Origin of the sequence: Corynebacterium aquilae DSM 44791 (genome assembly GCF_001941445.1) — a bacterium.
GTDB classification, from domain to species: domain Bacteria; phylum Actinomycetota; class Actinomycetes; order Mycobacteriales; family Mycobacteriaceae; genus Corynebacterium; species Corynebacterium aquilae.
Genome location: NZ_CP009245.1, coordinates 2315692 through 2335648, shown reverse-complemented (window position 1 = coordinate 2335648; position 19957 = coordinate 2315692). Strand labels below are relative to the sequence as shown.

16 protein-coding genes and 1 tRNA gene are annotated in these 19957 nt (G+C 60.0%); 12 read left to right on the top strand and 5 right to left on the bottom strand.

Annotated features, from left to right (window positions below; translation table 11 throughout):
* Positions 1-12 precede the first annotated feature (12 nt).
* Positions 13-85 (top strand) — tRNA-Ala (locus CAQU_RS09895).
* 185 nt (positions 86-270) lie between these two features.
* Positions 271-690 carry a pyridoxamine 5'-phosphate oxidase family protein gene (locus CAQU_RS09890; RefSeq protein ID WP_075727348.1) on the top strand — a complete coding sequence of 140 codons (420 nt, stop codon included), beginning with the start codon at positions 271-273 and terminating at the stop codon, positions 688-690.
* On the opposite strand, the gene nadE is transcribed toward CAQU_RS09890, so the two are convergent.
* Entirely contained in the window at positions 687-1541 is an 855-nt protein-coding gene (gene nadE, locus CAQU_RS09885; RefSeq protein WP_075727346.1) for an ammonia-dependent NAD(+) synthetase, read from the bottom strand. The genes CAQU_RS09890 and nadE overlap by 4 nt on opposite strands.
* A 322-nt stretch (positions 1542-1863) precedes the next feature.
* On the opposite strand from nadE, the gene ykgO reads away from it, so the two are divergent.
* The 4 genes from ykgO to nrdE all read left to right on the top strand — a co-directional run bounded on the left by ykgO (position 1864) and on the right by nrdE (position 6074).
* Positions 1864-1986, top strand: a complete 123-nt coding sequence (gene ykgO / locus CAQU_RS09880) for a type B 50S ribosomal protein L36 (RefSeq protein ID WP_003852698.1) — start codon at positions 1864-1866, stop codon at positions 1984-1986.
* 882 nt (positions 1987-2868) lie between these two features.
* Complete coding sequence (gene nrdH, locus CAQU_RS09875) at positions 2869-3105, top strand: glutaredoxin-like protein NrdH (protein ID WP_075727344.1); 237 nt, start codon at positions 2869-2871, stop codon at positions 3103-3105.
* A 156-nt stretch (positions 3106-3261) separates the two neighbouring features.
* Positions 3262-3690, top strand: a complete 429-nt coding sequence (gene nrdI / locus CAQU_RS09870; RefSeq protein ID WP_075727342.1) for a class Ib ribonucleoside-diphosphate reductase assembly flavoprotein NrdI — start codon at positions 3262-3264, stop codon at positions 3688-3690.
* 227 nt (positions 3691-3917) lie between these two features.
* Positions 3918-6074 (top strand): class 1b ribonucleoside-diphosphate reductase subunit alpha, encoded by a 2157-nt coding sequence (nrdE, locus tag CAQU_RS09865; RefSeq protein WP_075727340.1) that lies wholly within the window; start codon positions 3918-3920, stop codon positions 6072-6074.
* Between the two features lie 129 nt (positions 6075-6203).
* On the opposite strand, the gene CAQU_RS09860 is transcribed toward nrdE, so the two are convergent.
* A complete protein-coding gene (locus tag CAQU_RS09860) occupies positions 6204-6911 on the bottom strand; it encodes a FadR/GntR family transcriptional regulator (RefSeq protein WP_075727338.1) in 708 nt (235 codons plus the stop codon).
* A 730-nt stretch (positions 6912-7641) separates the two neighbouring features.
* Positions 7642-8139 (bottom strand): ferritin, encoded by a 498-nt coding sequence (locus tag CAQU_RS09855; protein ID WP_075727336.1) that lies wholly within the window; start codon positions 8137-8139, stop codon positions 7642-7644.
* A 695-nt stretch (positions 8140-8834) separates the two neighbouring features.
* Between CAQU_RS09855 and nrdF the strand changes: the two genes are divergently transcribed.
* From nrdF to CAQU_RS12740, 6 genes are all read left to right on the top strand, one after another.
* On the top strand, positions 8835-9848 hold the full coding sequence (gene nrdF, locus CAQU_RS09850) for a class 1b ribonucleoside-diphosphate reductase subunit beta (protein ID WP_075727334.1): 1014 nt from the start codon (positions 8835-8837) through the stop codon (positions 9846-9848).
* Between the two features lie 506 nt (positions 9849-10354).
* Positions 10355-12115, top strand: coding sequence for an aa3-type cytochrome oxidase subunit I (gene ctaD, locus CAQU_RS09845; protein ID WP_075727332.1), 1761 nt, complete (start codon positions 10355-10357; stop codon positions 12113-12115).
* A 117-nt stretch (positions 12116-12232) separates the two neighbouring features.
* Positions 12233-13549: a phosphoserine phosphatase SerB gene (gene serB, locus CAQU_RS09840; protein ID WP_084563020.1), complete on the top strand. Its 1317-nt coding sequence runs from the start codon at positions 12233-12235 to the stop codon at positions 13547-13549.
* A gap of 95 nt (positions 13550-13644) precedes the next feature.
* On the top strand, positions 13645-14478 hold the full coding sequence (locus CAQU_RS09835; protein WP_084563018.1) for an aminoacyl-tRNA hydrolase: 834 nt from the start codon (positions 13645-13647) through the stop codon (positions 14476-14478).
* 82 nt (positions 14479-14560) lie between these two features.
* Complete coding sequence (locus CAQU_RS09830) at positions 14561-15337, top strand: YwiC-like family protein (RefSeq protein ID WP_075727328.1); 777 nt, start codon at positions 14561-14563, stop codon at positions 15335-15337.
* A 91-nt stretch (positions 15338-15428) separates the two neighbouring features.
* The gene (locus tag CAQU_RS12740; protein ID WP_157108991.1) at positions 15429-16259 is read left to right on the top strand and encodes a hypothetical protein; all 831 of its coding nucleotides are present in this window, start codon (positions 15429-15431) and stop codon (positions 16257-16259) included.
* 59 nt (positions 16260-16318) lie between these two features.
* Here the strand turns inward: CAQU_RS12740 and CAQU_RS09815 are convergent, their stop codons facing one another.
* Both CAQU_RS09815 and CAQU_RS09810 read right to left on the bottom strand, forming a co-directional pair.
* Positions 16319-17779: a class I adenylate-forming enzyme family protein gene (locus CAQU_RS09815; protein WP_075727323.1), complete on the bottom strand. Its 1461-nt coding sequence runs from the start codon at positions 17777-17779 to the stop codon at positions 16319-16321.
* Positions 17780-17902: 123 nt separating this feature from the next.
* Complete coding sequence (locus tag CAQU_RS09810; protein ID WP_075727321.1) at positions 17903-19867, bottom strand: ATP-dependent DNA helicase; 1965 nt, start codon at positions 19865-19867, stop codon at positions 17903-17905.
* Positions 19868-19957 lie beyond the last annotated feature (90 nt).

The window sequence follows — 19957 nt, the reverse complement described above, 5'->3', positions numbered from 1 at the left end:
GATAACTTTTGAGGGGCTATGGCGCAGCTGGTAGCGCACCACACTGGCAGTGTGGGGGTCACGGGTTCGAGTCCCGTTAGCTCCACTGACACAAGGTGTCGGCATGGATTTTTATCCACGCCGGCACCTTTTTCGTTGCCATGGCTCACCCCGGGTGAGGTGTGCCTGACAGCCCACTAATTGAGCGTCAAACTATTGATTTGGTCTCATTCTGGTGAGGTTTTCTCCTATTTCCCACACATGGCACCCGGTTAATGGGACAATGGGGGCATGTCGAACCACGAAGCAATCACTGTCCTGGACCGCACTGACGCTCTGAACCGAATGAGTGAAGTCTCGTTGGGGCGCATTGTTGTCCGCCGTAAAGATGACATGGATATTTTTCCGGTCAACTACGTCATCGATAACGAAATCATCTACCTGCGCACCGCGGAAGGCAATAAGCTGTTCAGCCTCGCGTTGAACAACGATGTGTTGTTTGAGGCCGACCACGTCGATAATGGCCACGCCTGGTCTGTGGTGGTCAAGGGGCGCGCCGAGGTGCTCAAGGACGCGGAAGCCATTCACCATGCGGATTCCTTGCCGCTGAAGCCGTGGGTGCCGACGCTGAAATACAACTACGTCACCATTACCCCCACCGAGGTCTCCGGTCGTGAGTTTGACCTCGGGGAGGAGCCGGAGCGCTACTAGCGCCACCAGGTGTCTGCCGGGGTGACCGGCAGGTGGCGCTTGTGTTCACCGATGCGCCACAAATGTTCGAGCCTGTCGACAGCTTCCGCTGCGATGGGCTTTTGCGTTTCCAGGTAGGTGTCGATCTGCTGGTAGGTGACGCCGAGCGCTTCCTCATCGGGCAGTGCGGGGCGATCGTCTTCCAGGTCGGCGGTGGGGACCTTCTTCCAGGCCCGCTCGGGGGCGCCTAGTTCCTGCAGCAGGGCCGCGCCCTGACGCTTGCTCAGCCCCGCCAGGGGAAGAATGTCCGCCGCCCCGTCGCCGAACTTGGTGAAAAAGCCGGTGATGTTTTCGGCGGCGTGATCCGTGCCGATGACCAGGCTGCCGGTCTCCCCGGCGAGGGCATACTGTGCGAGCATGCGGGCGCGGGCCTTGACGTTGCCCTTATTGAAATCGCTCAAGTCTTGCGCATCGATGCTTAAGGCCACCGCCTGGCTCATCGCATCAACGGAGTCCTTGATATTGATGGTGTGGGTGTTATCGGGCTGGATGAAGCGTAACGCCATCTGGGCGTCGTCCTCATCGGCCTGCACGCCGTAGGGCAGGCGTACCGCGTGGAAGTGCGCCTCATAGCCGTCAGCGCGTAGCTTCTCCACTGCCAGCTGGGCCAGGCGGCCTGCCAGGGTGGAGTCCTGCCCGCCGCTGATGCCGAGCACATAGCCACGGGCGTGGGCATTTTTCAGGTAATCGGCCAGGAAGTCCACGCGTGCGGCGATTTCCTGCGCAGCATCGATGGTGGGCTTGACCTCGAGGCGCTGCTGAATGTGGCGGCGCAAGTTTAAGTGTTGTTCTGGGGTGGGGGAGGAAGTCATGTGCACGAGTGTAGTTCTCGGGCGCTTGTGCGGTGTGTCGCCCGCGCTGTGCTGGGGGTGCTAGCGCCTAGGATGGGTGGCACTATGACCGTGGGGTGGTTGCGGGTTTGGATAAAACCGACATATGGGGCTAGTATGTTCTTTCGTGTCGCATCCGGATGCCTAAATTCGGGTGTGTTATGGAAATGCCATAGACCGGGCACCAACATGTGCAGTTGCCCGGCCGCACGGTAAGAGCTTTACCTCTCAGTAACGATCCTTGCGGTCGTGTGGTTTTCTTGCCGGTGGTGGTAGTCGCGCAACGAAGAGAAAGGAGCGCCCGATGAAGGTCCGTAAGTCCCTTCGGTCGCTGAAGAACAAGCCGGGCGCCCAGGTCGTGCGTCGTCGTGGCAAGGTCTACGTGATCAACAAGAAGGATCCCCGTTTCAAGGCTCGCCAGGGCTAAGAAAACCGCCTGCGGTTACGCGGGCTCGGGTACACCCCACCGGTTTTTGCCGGTGGGGTTTCCTTATGCGTTCGGTGTGAATGCAGTGCGCCCAGGAGTCAGGGCGGGGTTTCACACACACTTGTTGTGGCTTGCCCACGGGGTGCGGACACACTTTTTGTCCTATAGGACGCCTCTGTGGTGGGTGTGGTGGGATGTTGGGGCGCCGTTTTGTGCCCGCTGAGTTCCGGGGCTTCCTGGTAGGGGAGGGGGCTGGCGGAACGGGTTTGTGGCGGGTTCGGCGCGTGAGTGCGTGGGTGGCTTGCTGTGGTGTGCGGGGCGGGGCGGGGCAAGGTGCTGGCTTGGGTGGTTGTGGGGCCTGTGTGGCCTTTAGGGCGGTGGTGGCGGTGTTGTCGGTTGTGAGGGGTGGGGGAGTGGCTGTGGTGTGTTCGTCGGCAGCTGCGGCCGTTGCGTGCGTTGCTTGGTGGTGTGTGCGGGTAAGGGGGAGAGGGCTGGTGCCGGTGGTGGAATCACATGGGGGTAATTATTGGGGGATCCTGCCAATAATATGTGTGATGTGCGTCATATCTAATCGGGGGCGGGAAGGGGCGAACTGGCAAAATGACATCCGTGAGGTTTCGCTCGCGGCAAGCTATGCCCGAGATGTTGATGGGTGGTCGCTAGATGTTGTGGCTGTACCGGCTGTCATCCTGGGAATTCCCCCGATGTAACTACTATATGTTGTGCTGGTTGCACTATTTAACCACTACGTATAGTGTCTCTCCATGTCGCAAGGGGAACCCGAAACGTTCGCCCAGACGTGGCACGCACCCCACCTGGGGTGACGTTTGAACGACCTCGTGTCTTCCCAGAATTTGTGAATTTGAAGCGTTAGGAAACCGCATGGCTATCACCGTCTACAGCAAGCCCGCTTGCGTTCAGTGCACCGCTACCAAGAAGGCTCTCGACCGCGCAGGTCTGGAATACGAGCTCATTGATATCAGCACCAACGATGAGGCTCGCGAGTACGTGATGGCTCTCGGTCACCTGCAAGCCCCGGTCGTCGTCGCCGGCTCCGAGCACTGGAGCGGCTTCCGCCCCGAGCGCATCCGCGGCCTGGCTGCCGCACAGGTCGCCTAAAAGCTCCCTGGGCCGCCCGCCATGCCCTCAACCCGCCCCAGCCGGAACTGGACACCATCACCCATCAACCGGCATCCTGGGCGGGTTTTTCTGTGGCTGCCTTCGTGCGGTCGCACCCGCAAACCCACCATTGACCCTCCGAGGAAGCGTCTGCATATGCTCGTCGTCTATTTCTCGAGTGCGACGGAAAACACCCACCGCTTCGTCAAGAAATTAGGGCTGCCCGCCCAGCGCATCCCCTTAAAGAAGACCGACCCGCCCCTGCGGGTGGATGAGCCCTATGTGCTGATCTGCCCAACTTACGGGGGAGGAGCCTCAATCACCGGCGAGAACTCCCGCCCGGTGCCGTTGCAGGTCATCAAATTTCTCAACGACGAACACAATCGCAGCTTCATCCGCGCAGTGATCGCCTCCGGCAACACCAACTTCGGCAGCGACTACGGCAAAGCAGGTGAGGTGATCTCCAAAAAATGCCAAGTGCCCTACGTGTACCGCTTTGAACTTTTGGGAACCCCAGAAGACGTCGACGCGGTGCGCCAAGGCCTCTTGGACAATGCGCAGCAGCTGGGTTTAGAAGCTGCGTGACCAGCACCGCTGCGCATCCCGAATTTTTTCGGAATACTGGGGCGCAGCACCCCGCCCCTTTTAAGCCCCTCATCGGGAAAGGGGGCGCACCTCATCACAGCGCGCCACGTGCGCACATGACGAGCAAAATTTTTAAAGCATCCAGTCTCGCGCTGCCGCTTTTACGCGGTCAGGCAAAAGGCTGTGAAACAACTTCACTACTGACACACTAAGGGACCTCTACCGCCGTGACCGACCTGGGAAAAACCGTAGCCGAGCCAGTAAACGCTTCCGAGCAGCTCGACTACCATGCGCTCAACGCACTGCTGAACCTGTACTCCGACGACGGAAAGATCCAATTCGACAAGGATCGTGAAGCTGCTAACCAGTTCTTCCTGCAGCACGTCAACCAGAACACGGTTTTCTTCCACGATTTGGAAGAAAAATTCGACTACCTGCTGAGCAACAATTACTACGAGCCCGAAGTGGTCGATCAGTACGAGTTCGCCTTCATTAAGAGCCTGTTTAAGCGGGCCTACGCCAAGAAGTTCCGCTTCCCCACCTTCCTGGGCGCTTACAAGTACTACACCTCCTACACCCTGAAAACCTTCGATGGTCGCCGCTACCTGGAGCGCTACGAGGATCGGGTGTGCATGGTCGCTTTGACGCTGGCCGCCGGTGACACGAAGCTGGCTGAGTCCCTCGTGGACGAGATCATGGAGGGCCGCTTCCAGCCGGCTACCCCGACCTTCCTGAACTCCGGCAAGGCCCAGCGTGGCGAGCCGGTGTCCTGCTTCCTGTTGCGCATCGAAGACAACATGGAATCAATCGGTCGCGCCATCAACTCCGCGCTGCAGTTGTCCAAGCGCGGCGGCGGTGTCGCCCTGCTGCTGAGCAACCTGCGTGAATCCGGCGCCCCGATTAAGAAGATCGAGAACCAGTCCAGTGGCGTCATTCCCGTGATGAAGCTGCTGGAAGACTCCTTCTCTTACGCCAACCAGCTCGGGGCACGCCAGGGCGCGGGCGCCGTCTACCTGCACGCGCACCACCCGGACATCATGAAGTTCCTGGACACCAAGCGCGAAAATGCCGACGAGAAGATCCGCATCAAGACCCTGTCTTTGGGTGTGGTGATCCCGGATATCACCTTCGAGCTCGCCAAGCGCAACGACGACATGTACCTGTTCTCCCCGTACGACGTGGAACGCATCTACGGCAAGCCCTTCGCCGACGTGCCGATCTCCGAGCACTACGAGGAGATGGTGGAGGATCCGCGGATCCGGAAGCAAAAGATTAACGCCCGCCAGTTCTTCCAGACTCTCGCCGAAATCCAATTCGAATCCGGCTACCCCTACATCATGTTCGAGGACACGGTGAACAAAGCGAACCCGATCCAGGGCCGCATCACCCACTCCAACCTGTGCAGCGAGATCCTCCAGGTGTCGACCCCTTCGACCTACCACGCCGACCTCACCTACGACCACATCGGCGAAGACATCTCCTGCAACCTCGGCTCCCTGAACATCGCCAAGGCCTTCGACTCCCCGGACTTCTCCGCCACCATCGAAACCGCCATCCGCGGGCTGACCGCCGTCAGTGAACAAACCAGCATCGATTCCGTCCCCTCTGTGCGCAAAGGCAACGACGCCGCACACGCCATCGGCCTGGGCCAGATGAACCTGCACGGCTTCTTCGGTCGCGAGTGCATCCACTACGGCAGCGAGGAAGGCCTCGACTTCACCAACGCCTACTTCGCAGCCGTGATGTACGAATGCATCAAGGCGTCCTGCCAGATCGCCAAGGAGCGGGGCCAGAAGTTCGACAACTTCGAAAACTCCACCTACGCCACCGGCGAATTCTTCGACTCCTACGACCCGGCGGACTTCCAGCCGCGCACCCAGCGCATCAAGGATCTGTTCGCGAAGTCCTCCATCCACACGCCCACCGAGCAGGACTGGGCGGCACTGAAAAAGGACGTCGCCACCTACGGCATGTTCAACCGCAACCTGCAGGCCGTGCCGCCGACCGGTTCCATCTCCTACATCAATAACTCGACGTCGTCGATCCACCCGATCGCATCCCGCATCGAGATCCGCAAGGAAGGCAAGATTGGTCGCGTCTACTACCCGGCGCCCTACATGACCAACGAGAACCTGGACTACTACCAGGACGCCTACGAAATCGGCTTCGAAGCCATCATCGACACCTACGCGGAAGCCACCAAATACGTCGACCAGGGCCTGTCGCTGACGCTGTTCTTCAAAGACACCGCCACCACCCGTGATATCAACCGGGCCCAAATTTACGCTTGGCGTAAAGGCATTAAAACCATCTACTACATCCGCCTGCGCCAAACCGCGCTCGAAGGAACCGAAGTCCAGGGCTGCGTGAGTTGCATGCTCTAAGCCCACCCGGTGAGGCGTACTCCCCGGCACCGAAAACCGCAACTGCGGCCCCGGTGCCGGGGAGTTGTCTATATGCGCAGCAAAAAGCCGCCTCCCACAAAGGTTGGGAAGCGGCTTACAACAGCTGCCTTAGGTCAAGTCCAGCGCGTCACGCACTTCATCCAGCAACATCCGTGCGCACCGTTCCGCACGATCGGGATTGCGCACCGCAATCGCGTGCGCCAGCGCATCATGGCCAGTCAGCACGGTCTCAGGAAGATGATGCGGCTGGATACCCAATTCGGTTCGGCCGATAAGTACCGTCGTCACCGTCGGCGCCAGCGCCGCAAACATCTCATTTCCGCTACAGGTCAGAATCAAGGTGTGAAAATCCACATCGGCCTTGAGGAACTCCATAGAGTTCGCGCGACCGGCCGCACCTAAATTGTGCAAGCGATTAGACAACTCAAGCAGCTGCTCAATCTGCTCATCGGTACCGTGATGAGCCATGCCACGGGCGGCCTGAGGCTCCACCGCCAGGCGCAAACTGGTCAGGGAACGCAACTGGTGATCGCGTTCGCCGGGGGTGCGCAAACGCCACTCAATGATGGCCTCATCGAACACCGACCAGTGGCTGCGCGGCAACACCTTCAACCCAATACGGCGGGAAGACTTCACCAGGTTTAACTGCTCGAGGGCGCGCATCACCTCACGCGCGACAGTGCGCGAAATATCGAAGCGCTCGCAGATGGTGGCGAGAGTAAAGGTGGCACCAGCGGGTAGCACCCCGGAGACGATCTCGGTGCCCAGTTGATTGAGGGCGTAATCGAGCTTCGTCGTTTGATGTATGACAGCCACTGTTACCTCCCTTCCAGTGCGCAATATTGGCGTTGGCACGATATTGCCAGAAGCATGCATCTTACTATCGAAAACGAATGCATGCGCTTTGGGCTTATGGTAGTACGGACGGCCCCGCGGGTGGGGGCATAATCCGAAAACTTTCGAAAAGAAATCTCAGCCAATGAGCGTTCCTTGCGAAAGCGAAGTTCGCGGCGTCCGCCATGAGGCGGCGCTACCACGGAGCTCCTTCGGTTCCACGGTCCTTTTTGGGAAGACGACACAGTCGACAGCTGCCTTAGGGCAGATGCCAGACAGTGGCGTGCAGGTGGGCCGTCGATGGGCGCGATGAGCGCTGCACGACAACCTCCCAAAAACGGGGCCATAATCATATGTTAATACTCTTATGAATTTCCCGCCGTGATGGCGAGGGTTAGCACATGTGAAAACACCTCATTTTATGTGTTATTGCAAGATTATTCCAGTGGGGCACTGGGTGAGTTCATGGGGTTTTCGGTTCCTAAAAATTAAACAACGTATAGCGCGCTGCATAGTGGCAGCCACAATCTTTAGTGGGCCTGGCCATTGTTCCAGCGTGTGGCCTTATCTATGCGGTAAACGCGGTGGCTGGCAAGCGGGTGGGGGAGTTGTGTGTGGTTGATGGAGGCTGCTCGCGCAAAAGTGCCCCCACCGGAGGGCGGGGGCACTGCATGAAGCCTTTACATAAAGGCGCGCTCTTTAGTGAGCAATATCACTCAGCGTTGCGGGCGCCGAGCTCGGCGTCGATGCGCAGCAGGCCGGAGCCGTCGGAGCCGATGAGGCGAAGACGGTCGAGGATCTCGCCGACGGTGGACTCTTCCTCAATCTGCTCTGCCAGGAAGAAGTCGATCAGCGGACGGGAGTCGAAATCGCGCTCATCCTGGGTCAGTGCGGCCAGGTCGCGAATCATGCCGGAGATCTTCTGCTCGTGAGCCAGGGAGGCTTCGAAAGCGTCGACGGCATTGTTCACGGTCAGGGAGGGAGCCTCAATGGCGCCGATCTGCGGAACCGCGTCGCGGTTGAGCATGTGGTCCGCGAACATCTGGGCGTGGGTGAGCTCTTCGTCGGCCTGGAGCTTCATCCAGTCGCGCATGCCGACGAGGCCGAGATCGTCGAGAAGGAAGGAGAGCTGGCGGTAGACGAGGGATGCTTCGTACTCGGCAGTAACCTGCTTGTTGAAAGCCTGTGCAAGAGTGTCAGAAAGTTTCATGGGGCTCAGTCTACCGCCTGTTTTTCCAGTTCGCCTGCAAAGTTTCCCTATCCTTAACCGCCACACCTATCAATTAGATGAATAATTAAATGACTGTCGTAGCCCCAACGGAAACACTTGCCAACACCGAACGGGCTACAAATCACGAGATGTAGCCGAGCATTTCAGCGCCCAAGCCTTGCTACCGATCCAATTTTCTTGGATCTCCGCTTTGGCTTTCCAGGCGTTGATCCCTTTCCTGTAATCGAATCCGGCACAACCCGAGTGTCCGCACCGATTTCCTGTTTCCTGAGGGTCCACACTTCCCTTGCTGAGGCAGGGTACAAACCCGTATCGCTGCTCTCGGGCTGTGCGCCCTCAAGACGCCATTGCAAGGGATAAAAGTGGGCGGGAGATAATCTTCGAAGCCGTGCGGGGCGCACAAAACGGCACATCAGCGCAGGGTTTTTTCAGGAGTAGGGGAGATGGGTGGGGTGGGTGTCTCCCCGGCCGGCTGATATGACGTACCCTCGTTAGAAAGTGCGCCCTAGACAGGGCGCCACACAACGAGCTTTCTCGCGCACCGGCTGCCGTAAAAAGACATACCTCTATATAGGGGTGTGCTTCGGGTGGGGCGGTCGGTGAAGGCGAGAGTTGGAAGACGACCGTTCGAGGGCGTACGCGCCGCACCTTAAAAAGAGGCAAAAGGAATCCCCATGGCTAACGACAAGGCCGCCATTTCCCCGGCACAACACGAGTACCACCCGGAGGATCGCAACGCTCCGGTGTCTGCAATCAACTGGAACACCATCCCGGATGAAAAAGACCTCGAGGTGTGGGACCGTCTGACCGGTAACTTCTGGCTGCCCGAAAAGGTGCCGCTGTCTAACGACATCAAGTCCTGGAACACGCTGAACTCCCTGGAGCAGCAAACCACCATGCGAGTCTTCACAGGCTTGACCATGCTGGACACCATTCAGGGCACCGTGGGTGCGGTTTCGCTGATTCAGGACGCGAAGACCCCCCACGAGGAGGCAGTGCTCACCAACATTGCCTTCATGGAATCCGTGCACGCCAAGAGCTACAGCTCCATCTTCATGACCCTGGCTTCCACCCCGGAAATCAATGATGCTTTCCGCTGGTCTGAGGAAAACGACAACCTGCAGAAGAAAGCCAAGATCGTCTTGGACTACTACGAGGGTGGGGATCCGCTCAAGCGCAAGGTTGCCTCGACCTTGCTGGAATCCTTCCTGTTCTACTCCGGGTTCTACCTTCCGATGTACTGGTCCAGCCATGCGAAGCTGACCAACACCGCCGATGTCATTCGCCTCATCATTCGCGATGAGGCCGTCCACGGCTACTACATCGGCTACAAGTACCAAAAGGCGCTCGAGCAGCTGACCGAAGCGGAGCGTGAGGAACAGAAGGATTGGACCTTCGACCTGCTGTTCGACCTCTACGACAACGAGGCGCAGTACACCGAAGATCTGTACGACCCGCTGGGCTGGACCGAGGACGTCAAGCGCTTCCTGCGTTACAACGCGAATAAGGCGCTGAATAACCTCGGATACGAAGGGATGTTCCCGGCAGATGAATGCAAGGTCTCCCCGGCTATCTTGTCCGCACTGTCGCCCAACGCTGACGAGAACCACGACTTCTTCTCCGGTTCCGGTTCGTCGTACGTGATCGGTAAGACCGAAGCGACCGAAGACGACGACTGGGACTTCTAAGTTTTCCCTCCAAATCCCCATACCCCGCAGGGTATGGGGATTTTTTCGTCCAGAACTCCGCGCCCAAGCCGGTGGGGTGGGGTAGTAGTGAACCTCTGTGTGTTGAATATTGTTCGCGAGAGCTGGGCAGAAGCGAATTAGGGGGTGAACTAGACGAGGTTGGTCCCACAATGGTCGAAGCGACGCGCCCAAGGGTTAACTCTCCAACTTAAGGATGACTCAATAGGGGGCTATGGGTGACGGGTGTGACGCGTGCGATTTGCGCATTGGGTCACAGCGGGCAGTGGCATTTGTCACAGTAAATATTCGTTTGGTGAGTTGAAAGCCACTTTCCAGCCCTTATGTAGCCCTTATCCAGTTAGATCACAGGCGGTAAAGGCGGTAATCTCGACTGCGATATCTAACGAAAAGGCTAGATACCCGAGCGTGCCTTCGATACGATCTAAAGGCACCAAGAGGACGTCCCTGCAATTGTGCGGGGACGACCGCGTAGTCAGGAGGAACCTATGACCGCTGTCGCGCCAAAGGGCGACCACCAGGTCGCACCGGCCCGGCCTGCCCCCACGGGCAACGCCCGCAAGGGCACTTTCGCCTGGAAGATGCTGACATCCACCGACCATAAGACGCTGGGCATCATGTACATCATCATGTCCTTCATGTTCTTCTTCCTCGGTGGCTTTATGGCGCTGCTCATCCGCGCCGAGCTCTACCACCCGGGCCTGCAGTTCTTGTCGAACGAGCAGTTCAACCAGCTGTTCACCATGCACGGCACCGTGATGCTGCTGCTGTACGGAACCCCCGTTGTGTGGGGCTTCGCAAACTACATCATGCCCCTTCAGATCGGCGCTCCCGACGTGGCTTTCCCCCGTCTTAACGCCCTGGGCTTCTGGTTCACCGGCGCCGGCGGCGTCATGATGCTTTCCGGCTTCGCCACCCCCGGTGGTGCCGCAGACTTCGGCTGGACCATGTACTCCCCGCTGTCTGACGCTATCCACTCCCCGAACGTCGGTTCTGACATGTGGATCCTCGGCGTCGGCGTCGGTGGTATCGGCACCATTGCATCCGCAATCAACATGATCACCACCATCGTGTGCCTCCGTGCACCGGGTATGACCATGTTCCGCCTGCCGATCTTCACCTGGAACATCTTCATCACCTCTCTGCTGGTGCTGCTGATCTTCCCGATGCTGACCGCAGCTGCTCTGGGTATCCTCTACGACCGCAAGCTCGGCGGCCACATCTACGACCCGGCCAACGGTGGCTCCATCCTGTGGCAGCACCTGTTCTGGTTCTTCGGCCACCCCGAGGTCTACGTCCTCGCACTGCCGTTCTTCGGCATCGTGTCTGAGATCTTCCCGGTCTTCTCCCGCAAGCCGATGTTCGGCTACGCAGGTCTGGTCTTCGCGACCATCTCCATCGCCGCCCTGTCCATGGCCGTGTGGGCTCACCACATGTTCGTGACCGGCGCCATCCTGCTGCCGTTCTTCTCCTTCATGACCTTCCTGATCTCCGTGCCTACCGGCGTGAAGTTCTTCAACTGGGTTGGCACCATGTGGAAGGGTCACCTGACCTGGGAGACCCCGATGATCTTCGCCTTCGGCTTCATCGCAACCTTCCTCTTCGGTGGTCTGACCGGCATTATGCTGGCCTCCCCGCCGCTGGACTTCCACGTCTCTGACACCTACTTCGTGGTTGCTCACTTCCACTACACCCTGTTCGGCACCATCGTGTTCGCTTCCTTCGCTGGCGTGTACTTCTGGTTCCCGAAGATGACCGGCCGCATGCTGGACGAGAAGCTGGGCAAGATCCACTTCTGGCTCATGTTCATCGGCTTCCACGGCACCTTCCTGGTCCAGCACTGGCTGGGCAACATGGGTATGCCCCGTCGTTACGCCGACTACCTGGACTCCGACGGCTTCACCACCCTGAACCAGGTGTCCACCGTCTTCTCCTTCATCCTGGGTATCTCCTTCATCCCGTTCATCTGGAACGCTTGGAAGTCCTGGCGCTACGGTGAGGTCGTCACCGTCGACGACCCGTGGGGTTACGGTAACTCCCTCGAGTGGGCAACCTCCTGCCCGCCGCCGCGCCACAACTTCACCTCCCTGCCGCGTATCCGCTCCGAGCGCCCCGCGTTCGAGCTGCACTACCCGCACATGGTTGAGCGTTTCCGCGCTGAGGCTCACATCGGCCACAAGTCCGATGCGATGCTCGGCCGCGACGCTGGCGACATGAAGCGCGACGAAGCTACCGTCTCCAAGGCTTAAAGCCTCCGGTCGATACCGACCACTACGCACCACTTACCCCCGACCTGCTCTCCGAGAGTGGGCCGGGGGTAGTGGTGTATTTAGGCACTTTTCCTCCGGAGTGAAAGAATAAAACGCGTGAACGAAAACGCCGTAGACCCCGATATCACAGTCGCCCTCGAAGATGGCCTCACACCCGCCGTGATCACCGTGCACGGATCCGACCGCCCCGGTGTGTCCGCAGCTTTCTTCCGGGTGTTGGCATCCCACCGAGTACAAATCCTCGACGTCGAACAGTCCCAGTTCCGGGGCCGGCTCAACCTCGCAGCTTTCGTCGGGCTCGAAGCAGACCGCTTGGAGGTTCTATCCGAGGGACTAGAGATCACCATGCAGGCCTACGGCCAGGAAGTTACCGTCGAGCTGAAAGACCACCTCGACCAAAATCGCCCGCTATCCACCCACGCCGTCGTTGTTCTCGGCGATCCGGTGACCGCCAGCCATATCTCCCGCATCGGCCAAACCCTGGCCGACTACGGCGCGAACATCGACACCATTCGGGGAATCGCTGACTACCCCCTGACCGGCTTGGAGCTGAAGATCACCGTCGCCAACCCACGTCCCGGTGGCGGCGTTGGAATGCGTAAAGCGCTAGCTGCGCTGACACGCGAAATCGGTGTCGACATCGCCATCGAGCGCGCCGGCCTGCTGCGACGCTCGAAGCGTTTGATCTGCTTCGACTGCGACTCGACTCTGATCACCGGTGAAGTGATTGAGATGCTGGCCGCACATGCCGGCCGCGAAGCCGAGGTTGCCGAGGTTACCGAACGCGCCATGCGGGGCGAACTCGATTTTGAGGAATCTCTCCGTGAGCGCGTCGCTGCGCTGAAAGGCTTGGACGCCAGCGTCATTGATGAGGTGGCGAAGAGCATTGAGCTCACCCCGGGTGCCCGCACCACGATTCGTACCCTTAAGCGGATGGGATACCGCGCGGCTGTCGTGTCCGGTGGCTTCATTCAGGTCCTCGAAGACCTCGCGGAAGAACTTGAGCTGGACTACGTGCGAGCCAACACCCTGGAAATCGAGGACGGCAAACTCACCGGTCGGGTCATCGGCAAGGTGGTGGATCGGGCAGCCAAGGCGGAGTTCCTTAAGGAGTTCGCCGAGGATTCCGGTCTGCACATGCACCAGACCGTGGCTGTCGGCGACGGCGCCAACGACATCGACATGCTCTCCTCGGCCGGCCTCGGTATTGCCTTTAACGCCAAGCCTGCGCTGAAGGAGGTCGCCGACGCTAGCGTGAACCACCCCTTCCTGGACGAGGTCCTTTACATTCTCGGTATCTCCCGTGAGGAAATCGACGAGGCGGATCGTGGCGACGGTACTTATCGTCGAGTCCCCCTCCCGGAGCGGGAACCCGTACTCGAAGACACCGTGCCTTCTGGAGAAAATAACTAGCCTGATCTGACCCTGCAGCCTTTCCCTGCGGGGTCTTTTCATGCCCTCAAAGCCCCTCAAAACCCCAAAGCCCCTACGCATTTTTTGGAGAGCCCATGAGCAGTCGAACCCCTCACATCGATGCGCCCGAGCAGTTTTTCACCGTGCCCCTTGGTGAGGTGGAAAGTTTAGTCACGGTGAGTGCCAGTGAGGCTTCCATTGCCCGGGCCCACACCCACCTGGTCGAACGTCAGCCGCGTCGGGAAGAAGAAACCCCAGCGACAGCCCGGGCGATGCAGATCGTGTTGCATATTGAAAAGTCCCAGCCACCGGCGCGCAGCGAAATTCTCGCCGCCGCGGCCAGGGCCTGCGTTGCGGCCTGCCTCGTCGGGGATGCGGGGGATGAGGAATCGTTGTTTTATCGCCGTTTGGATCAGTGGTACGGGTTGAAGATCAGGAAGGTGGCGCGGCGGGCGCATGGTGCCGGATGGCGGCGGTGCCACAGCGTGGAAGGGATCACCGTAGCGCAAGGGCAGGCCCAGGCGCGGGCGTTTATTCCGGGGCTGGTCTCTGAAGTCGACAAGGATGTGGCGCGCCTGCAGATCAAGGGCACCGATTTGGAAGATGATGCTCCGGGGCCCGCCTCTAGTGATGGGGTGCTCATTGCGATCGACCAGAGCTTGAAGATGAGCACTGGTAAGGCAGCTGCCCAGGTTGGTCATGGTTCCATGCTGCTTGCCGCGAGCATGTCCCTGGCTGAGGTGACCCGCTGGGCTCGCGAAGGTTTTCCTCTGTCGGTGCGCGATGTTGAGCACGAGGATTTTGTTGATTTGTGCGCCCGGCCCGGGGCAGTAGTGGTTCAGGATGCCGGGTATACGGAGGTCTCACCTGGGGCGTATACGGTGGTTGCTGTTCCGGCGGGGTGGGCAAGTGCTGAGGCAAACACCTAAAACGGGTATTGTTAATGCATATTAAGTGTGGGTGTTGACCGCATCCGCACCATGCAATACATCGTCGCTCAAGGGGGCGTTTGTGTCTCGTCGAAAAAATACCGGCTGGGTACCCGACCAGCACGGCGCCTGGGTCATGGTTATCGTGCCTATCCTGCTGGGCATCATCATCACCCGCCCGCACCTGGTGCATCTTCCCCTGGCCTTGGCCTGGTTTAGCGGCTATTTCGCATTTTTTGCACTGGGCTTGTGGCTGAAGGTTCCCCCGTCCCGGAAGAAAACGTTTCAGCCTGCCTGCCTCACCTACGGGCTGCTGTGCATTGTTTCTAGTGCTGTGGTGATTGCCATGGCACCTCGGGTGCTATTGTCGGCGCTGTGGTTTGCCCCGCTCGTTGTCATTGCGGTGGTGGAGGCCTATAGGAAAAGGCCGCGCTCTGTGGCATCTGGGCTGTCCACGACCCTGGCTAGTGCCGGGCTGATTCCCGCGTGTGGCTTGGCGACGGGGGCCGATTCGGCCACGATGTCATCGTTGTGGGTGGTGGCGTTGGTGATTGCTTTGTATCAGTGCGGAACTATCTTTTTTGTGAAGACGATGATCCGTCATCGGGGTCAGGAGTCGTGGTTGACGGCTTCGGTGGTGTATCACCTTTTGGCTGCGGCGGTGGTGGCGTGGTTGTGGCAGGCCGGTCTGTGCACGGTGTGGCCGTTTGTGGTGATGGTTGCGGTGGCGGTCCGCGCCTGGGCGATGCCTTTTATTAGTGCGCGGATGCAACGCCCGATGACTCCGAAGTTGGTGGGCATGATTGAGGGCATTTGGGTGATCGCGGTGGTGGATGCGGTGTTGGTGTCCTTGGTTTAGGCTGCTGCCCCGTGCGGTGCCGCAGGTGGCTGGGAAAAGTGTGGCTTGCTTTGCCTGCACGCCTGGCGGGTGGGGTCTAGACTCATCTTTCGTGTCCACTTCAGCTTTTGCTCGCATTCACCTGTCCGATGCGATTGTGCGGGGCGCTTCGTCCTTTGTGATGAGTTGGCCCAAATGGATTGCTTTTAGCTTCGTGTATGGGGTCACGTTTGGCACCTTGGTGGCGCAGGCGGTGACCAAGTTGAGCCACCAGTGTGTGGTTACGCCCAGCAACAATGTTGCTTGCGATAATTGGTGGTGGGTGGGGATCATTGCGTTGATGCTGGTGGTGGGGGTTGCGGGTTTTGTGACGGTGTCTGCGGTGTGGACGCAGCGCCGCACCACCGATCGGCCCCGCTGGTTTTCTACGTTTTTCGCGTCCCTTTTGCCTTCGGCGCTGGGGGTGGTGGGCACTTTGGCGGTGGCTGGCATTTCTCAGCATGTGTGGGGCGGCACGATGCTGGAGGCCGCTGAGGGGCGCCCGGCGATTGTGTGGTCGACTGTGGTGGTCGCGATGGTGGGTTCCTTGTTGCTTTTGATCCCGTTGTCTTTTGTGCCGGTCGCTGTTGCCGATGGCCATAGTTTTGCCTTCGGTGTTGCTTTTTTCCGTCAGCATCGCATGGCCACGGTGGGTTTGGTGGCGGTTACCTTGGCGGTGGTGGGTGCGGCCTTGGGGGTTGCCCGTTTCGCTTTGTACCTGTTGCCGTTGTTTGCCCCGCTGGTGCCCATTATTGCGTTGATGTGGATTGAGGCGTATTGGCAGGGGATGGAGCCCGTGGATGAGCGCAGTGGGGTGTTTGGTGACGCGGATCGAGATGGGGATGCTGATGAGGTGGACGCAGTGCGCTTCTTTGAGGATGATGCCGCGGATTTGCAGGGGTAGTTCCCCGGCCGGGGTGGGGGTGGTCTTGCCCCACCACAGCCGGTGTGCGGGGGTGGGGTTTAGGCGGCTGCCGTGGCGCCGATGACGTCGGGGAGTTTGGTGCGCAGGATTTTGCCGGAGGCACTGCGGGGGATTGCGTCGACCGCGTAGGCGGCGCGGGGGCATTCGTAGCGGGTGAGGACCTGCCGGCTGTGGGCGAGGACTTCCTCGGGGGTTAGCTGCCCGGTGTAGGCGACCAGGGGGCATTCTTCCCCGCGGCTGGTGGTGCCACGGAACACCGCAACGTCGGTGATGTCAGGGTGTTCGATGAGTCTTTGTTCCACCTTGGAGGGGCTGACCTGTACGCCGTGGGACTTGATGATGTCCTTGATGCGTCCGGATAGCACGATGGAGCCGTCGGCGAGCTGCTGGCCGATATCGCCGGTGTGCAGCCACCCGTGTTGTAGTGCGGCGGCGGTGGCGGTGTCGTTGTTGAGGTAGCCGAGCATGACTTGTGGTCCGCGCACGCACAGCTCACCAGCTTTACCGGTGGCAGTGATGTCTTCACCGGTGATGGTGTCGATGATTTTGTGCTCGGTGTCGACCAGCGGGGTGCCGATGGATTCTAGGGGGGTGGAGTCCAGGCGGCTGAGGTGGGTGACGGGGGAAGCTTCCGTCATGCCGTAGCCCTGCAAGATTTTCGCCCCGGTGCGTTCCTCGACTGCGCGGCCGGCGGTTTCGGAAAGTGCTGCGGCGCCACTGATGATGTGGTGGAGGTGTTCGAAGCGGGTCGATTCCGGTGCCCCCGCCAGCAGCGGTGCGACCGGTGGGGCGATAAAGAGCACCGAGATGTCGTGGTCGGCGAATGCTTGCAGGAAGGCTTTGGGGTCGAATTGCATCACCACCACGTGTGCCCCGATCGCTAAGGGCACATTCATCGTCGCTGTGAGGCCATAAATGTGGCTCAATGGCAGCGGCGCGAGCACCGTGTCCTCGGGGGTGATGGGTACCGCCTCGGCGAATTGGCGGATGTTCGCGCTGAGGTTGGCGTGAGTCAGCTGCACTACCTTCGGGGTGCCCGTCGTCCCGGAGGATAGCGGCATGCTGGCCACCGCCTGTTCGGCGACCTGGGGCAGTTGTACTTGTGTACCGGCGGGCAGGCTAGTGGTGCCACCAGCCGCTGCGAGTGCGTGCGCGTCACCACCGATGACCGCGGCAGCCACTTGCTCGTCGATGACGACTTTGGCTCCGGTGGCGGTCACCGCCTCATTGACATCGCGAGCGGTGGCGTACACGGGGATTGGGACGGAGGCCATCCCGGCGGCGGCGATGGCGTGAAACATCACCACATAGTCAATGCTGTTCGGCAGCCATAGGGCCACCACATCGCCGGGGTAGAGGCCTGCGCGTAGCAGTGTTTCGGCGGCGCGCACCACGTTTTCGTGCAGTTGGCCATACGTCAACGTGGTGTCCCCGCAGGTCACCGCGGGGTGCTCGGCGCGGTCGGGCAGGTTGGTGGTGAAAATATCGGCGTACATCATGGGATAAAAACCTCCTCTTCGTCGCCGAGAGTGTGCATCTAGCGGAAAACAACAGGGGTTGATAGACAGCTAGTCCCACCTGGAGTAGCCCTCACCCCAACAAAACGTGGTGTGGAACACATATTAGCGGGAAATCAGCCTCTTTATGGCGGAAATCACAGTCTTTTTGTCGGTGGTAGGCCAAAACGCCGGCATACTCGCCCGCAAAAAGCCCCCATAACGCTTGCTCACCAAGCGGGTATCCAACACCGCCACCACTCCACGATCATCCACATGGCGCAACAAACGACCCGCGCCCTGCGCCATCAACAACGCAGCGTGCGTCGCCGCGACCTCCATAAAACCATTACGCCCCGCAGCATCCGCCGCCTCCTTGCGGGCCTGCAACAACGGATCATCCGGGCGTGGGAAAGGAATCCGGTCCATGATCACCACGGAACAACTCTTGCCCGGCACATCCACGCCCTGCCACAACGTCAACGTGCCCACCAACACCGCATTCTCATTGGCCGCAAAACGCTTAATCAAATTCGGCGTGGAATCCTCCCCCTGGCACAACACATCCATCGGAATCCGCGGCCGCAAAAACTCCGCCGCCTGCTCCGCCGCGCGCCGCGAAGAAAACAGCCCCAAAGTGCGACCACCCGCGGCCATGATCAAATCCTTGATCTCCGCGAGCGCTTCCGGGGACAAACCATCCCGACCCGGCTCCGGCAAATGCACCGGCACATACAAAATGCCAGACTTGGCCGGATCAAACGGGGTGCCCGCATCCAGGTGGTCATAGGAGCCCTTCGCCAAACCCCACGACGCCGCCATCGCCTGAAAATTCCCGCCCACAGTCAACGTCGCCGACGTGAGCACCACCGTTTTCTCCGCAAACAAGCGCGTCGCCAACAACCCCGACACACTCAACGGCGCGACCCGCAACGTCGCACCACGGCGCGGCTCATCACTCAACCACACCACATCGACCTGCTTGGCGGGATCTTCCTGCTCAAACACGCCCAAAATGCGCACACAGGTGTCATGCAATTCCACCAAATGCTGCGACAAGTGATGGCGCTCCGCATTCTTTTCCGGATCACTGGCGGCCTCACCATCGGGGGCGGTATGAATCGCGGTCCGCACCGACCACAAGGTATCCCGCAGTTTCACCAGCGGGCCCGCCACTTCCTCCGGCAGGGTGGTCCACCGGCCCCGCGGGGCGGAGTCCAACACGATAGGCCAATCGTCGGCCAGGCCAACCAGTTCGTCATCCTTACCGTCGGCACCGAGCTTTTTGGCGCGCCGGGCGGCCAGCACGAGCGCATTAGCGGTGAGTTCGTTGGTGGCGACTCCGGTGATTCGGCCGTCGAGTTCGTGGGCCTCATCGATGATGACCGCGTCGTGCTGGGGCAGCACATCGACTTCGGCAAGCGCATCGATGGCCAAAAGGGCGTGGTTGGTGACAATGATGTCGGCTTCGCGGGCTTTTTTACGGGCGGCTTCCGCGAAGCATTCTTCCGCCTGGGGGCAGCGGGATGCGCCGAGGCATTCGTTGGCGGTGACTGACAGTTGGCGCCACGCCAGGTTGGATACGCCTTCTTCGAGATCATCGCGGTCGCCGGTGTCGGTGTCTTGTGCCCAGTCGGACAGGTGCCTGACTTCTTTGCCGATGCCGGAAAGTTCTTCTTCTGACAGCAGGCCGTCTTCGGCGGCTTGGCCGGTGGCCAGCTTGTTGAGGCAAATGTAGTTGGAGCGGCCTTTGAGGATTGCGAAGGTTAGGGGTCGGTCGAGGTGCGGTTCGAGGGCTTTCGCGAGGCGGGGAAGATCACGGCCGACGAGCTGGCGTTGCAGCGCGATGGTGGCGGTGGAGACGACGACGGATTGTTCTGAGGCGATGGCGTGGGCGGCGGCGGGCACCAGGTATGCGAGGGATTTACCGGTGCCGGTGCCGGCTTGGACTGCCAGGTGTCGTTCGTTGGCCAGCGCCCGGGCGACAGCGCAGGACATCAGCACTTGGCCATCACGACGCGCACCACCTAGGGCGGTGACGGCGTGCCCCAAAAGTTCCGTGGTGGCTTTGTCGATCTCCGAAGTCGCCATGGTTTGTGTCCTGTCGAAGCTGGTGAAAAAGTACGTGTTCACCCTAGGGGCAGTGGTGGGATTGTGCCAAGACACCCGGCAGGGCAGATG

Excerpts from the sequence above, each read along its gene's own strand:
- CAQU_RS09890 (WP_075727348.1), top strand. The coding sequence starts at position 271 with ATGTCGAACCACGAAGCAATCACTGTCCTGGACCGCACTGACGCTCTG.
- nadE (WP_075727346.1), bottom strand. The coding sequence starts at position 1,541 with ATGACTTCCTCCCCCACCCCAGAACAACACTTAAACTTGCGCCGCCAC.
- ykgO (WP_003852698.1), top strand. The coding sequence starts at position 1,864 with ATGAAGGTCCGTAAGTCCCTTCGGTCGCTGAAGAACAAGCCGGGCGCC.
- nrdH (WP_075727344.1), top strand. The coding sequence starts at position 2,869 with ATGGCTATCACCGTCTACAGCAAGCCCGCTTGCGTTCAGTGCACCGCT.
- nrdI (WP_075727342.1), top strand. The coding sequence starts at position 3,262 with ATGCTCGTCGTCTATTTCTCGAGTGCGACGGAAAACACCCACCGCTTC.
- CAQU_RS09855 (WP_075727336.1), bottom strand. The coding sequence starts at position 8,139 with ATGAAACTTTCTGACACTCTTGCACAGGCTTTCAACAAGCAGGTTACT.
- nrdF (WP_075727334.1), top strand. The coding sequence starts at position 8,835 with ATGGCTAACGACAAGGCCGCCATTTCCCCGGCACAACACGAGTACCAC.
- ctaD (WP_075727332.1), top strand. The coding sequence starts at position 10,355 with ATGACCGCTGTCGCGCCAAAGGGCGACCACCAGGTCGCACCGGCCCGG.
- CAQU_RS09835 (WP_084563018.1), top strand. The coding sequence starts at position 13,645 with ATGAGCAGTCGAACCCCTCACATCGATGCGCCCGAGCAGTTTTTCACC.
- CAQU_RS09815 (WP_075727323.1), bottom strand. The coding sequence starts at position 17,779 with ATGATGTACGCCGATATTTTCACCACCAACCTGCCCGACCGCGCCGAG.
- CAQU_RS09810 (WP_075727321.1), bottom strand. The coding sequence starts at position 19,867 with ATGGCGACTTCGGAGATCGACAAAGCCACCACGGAACTTTTGGGGCAC.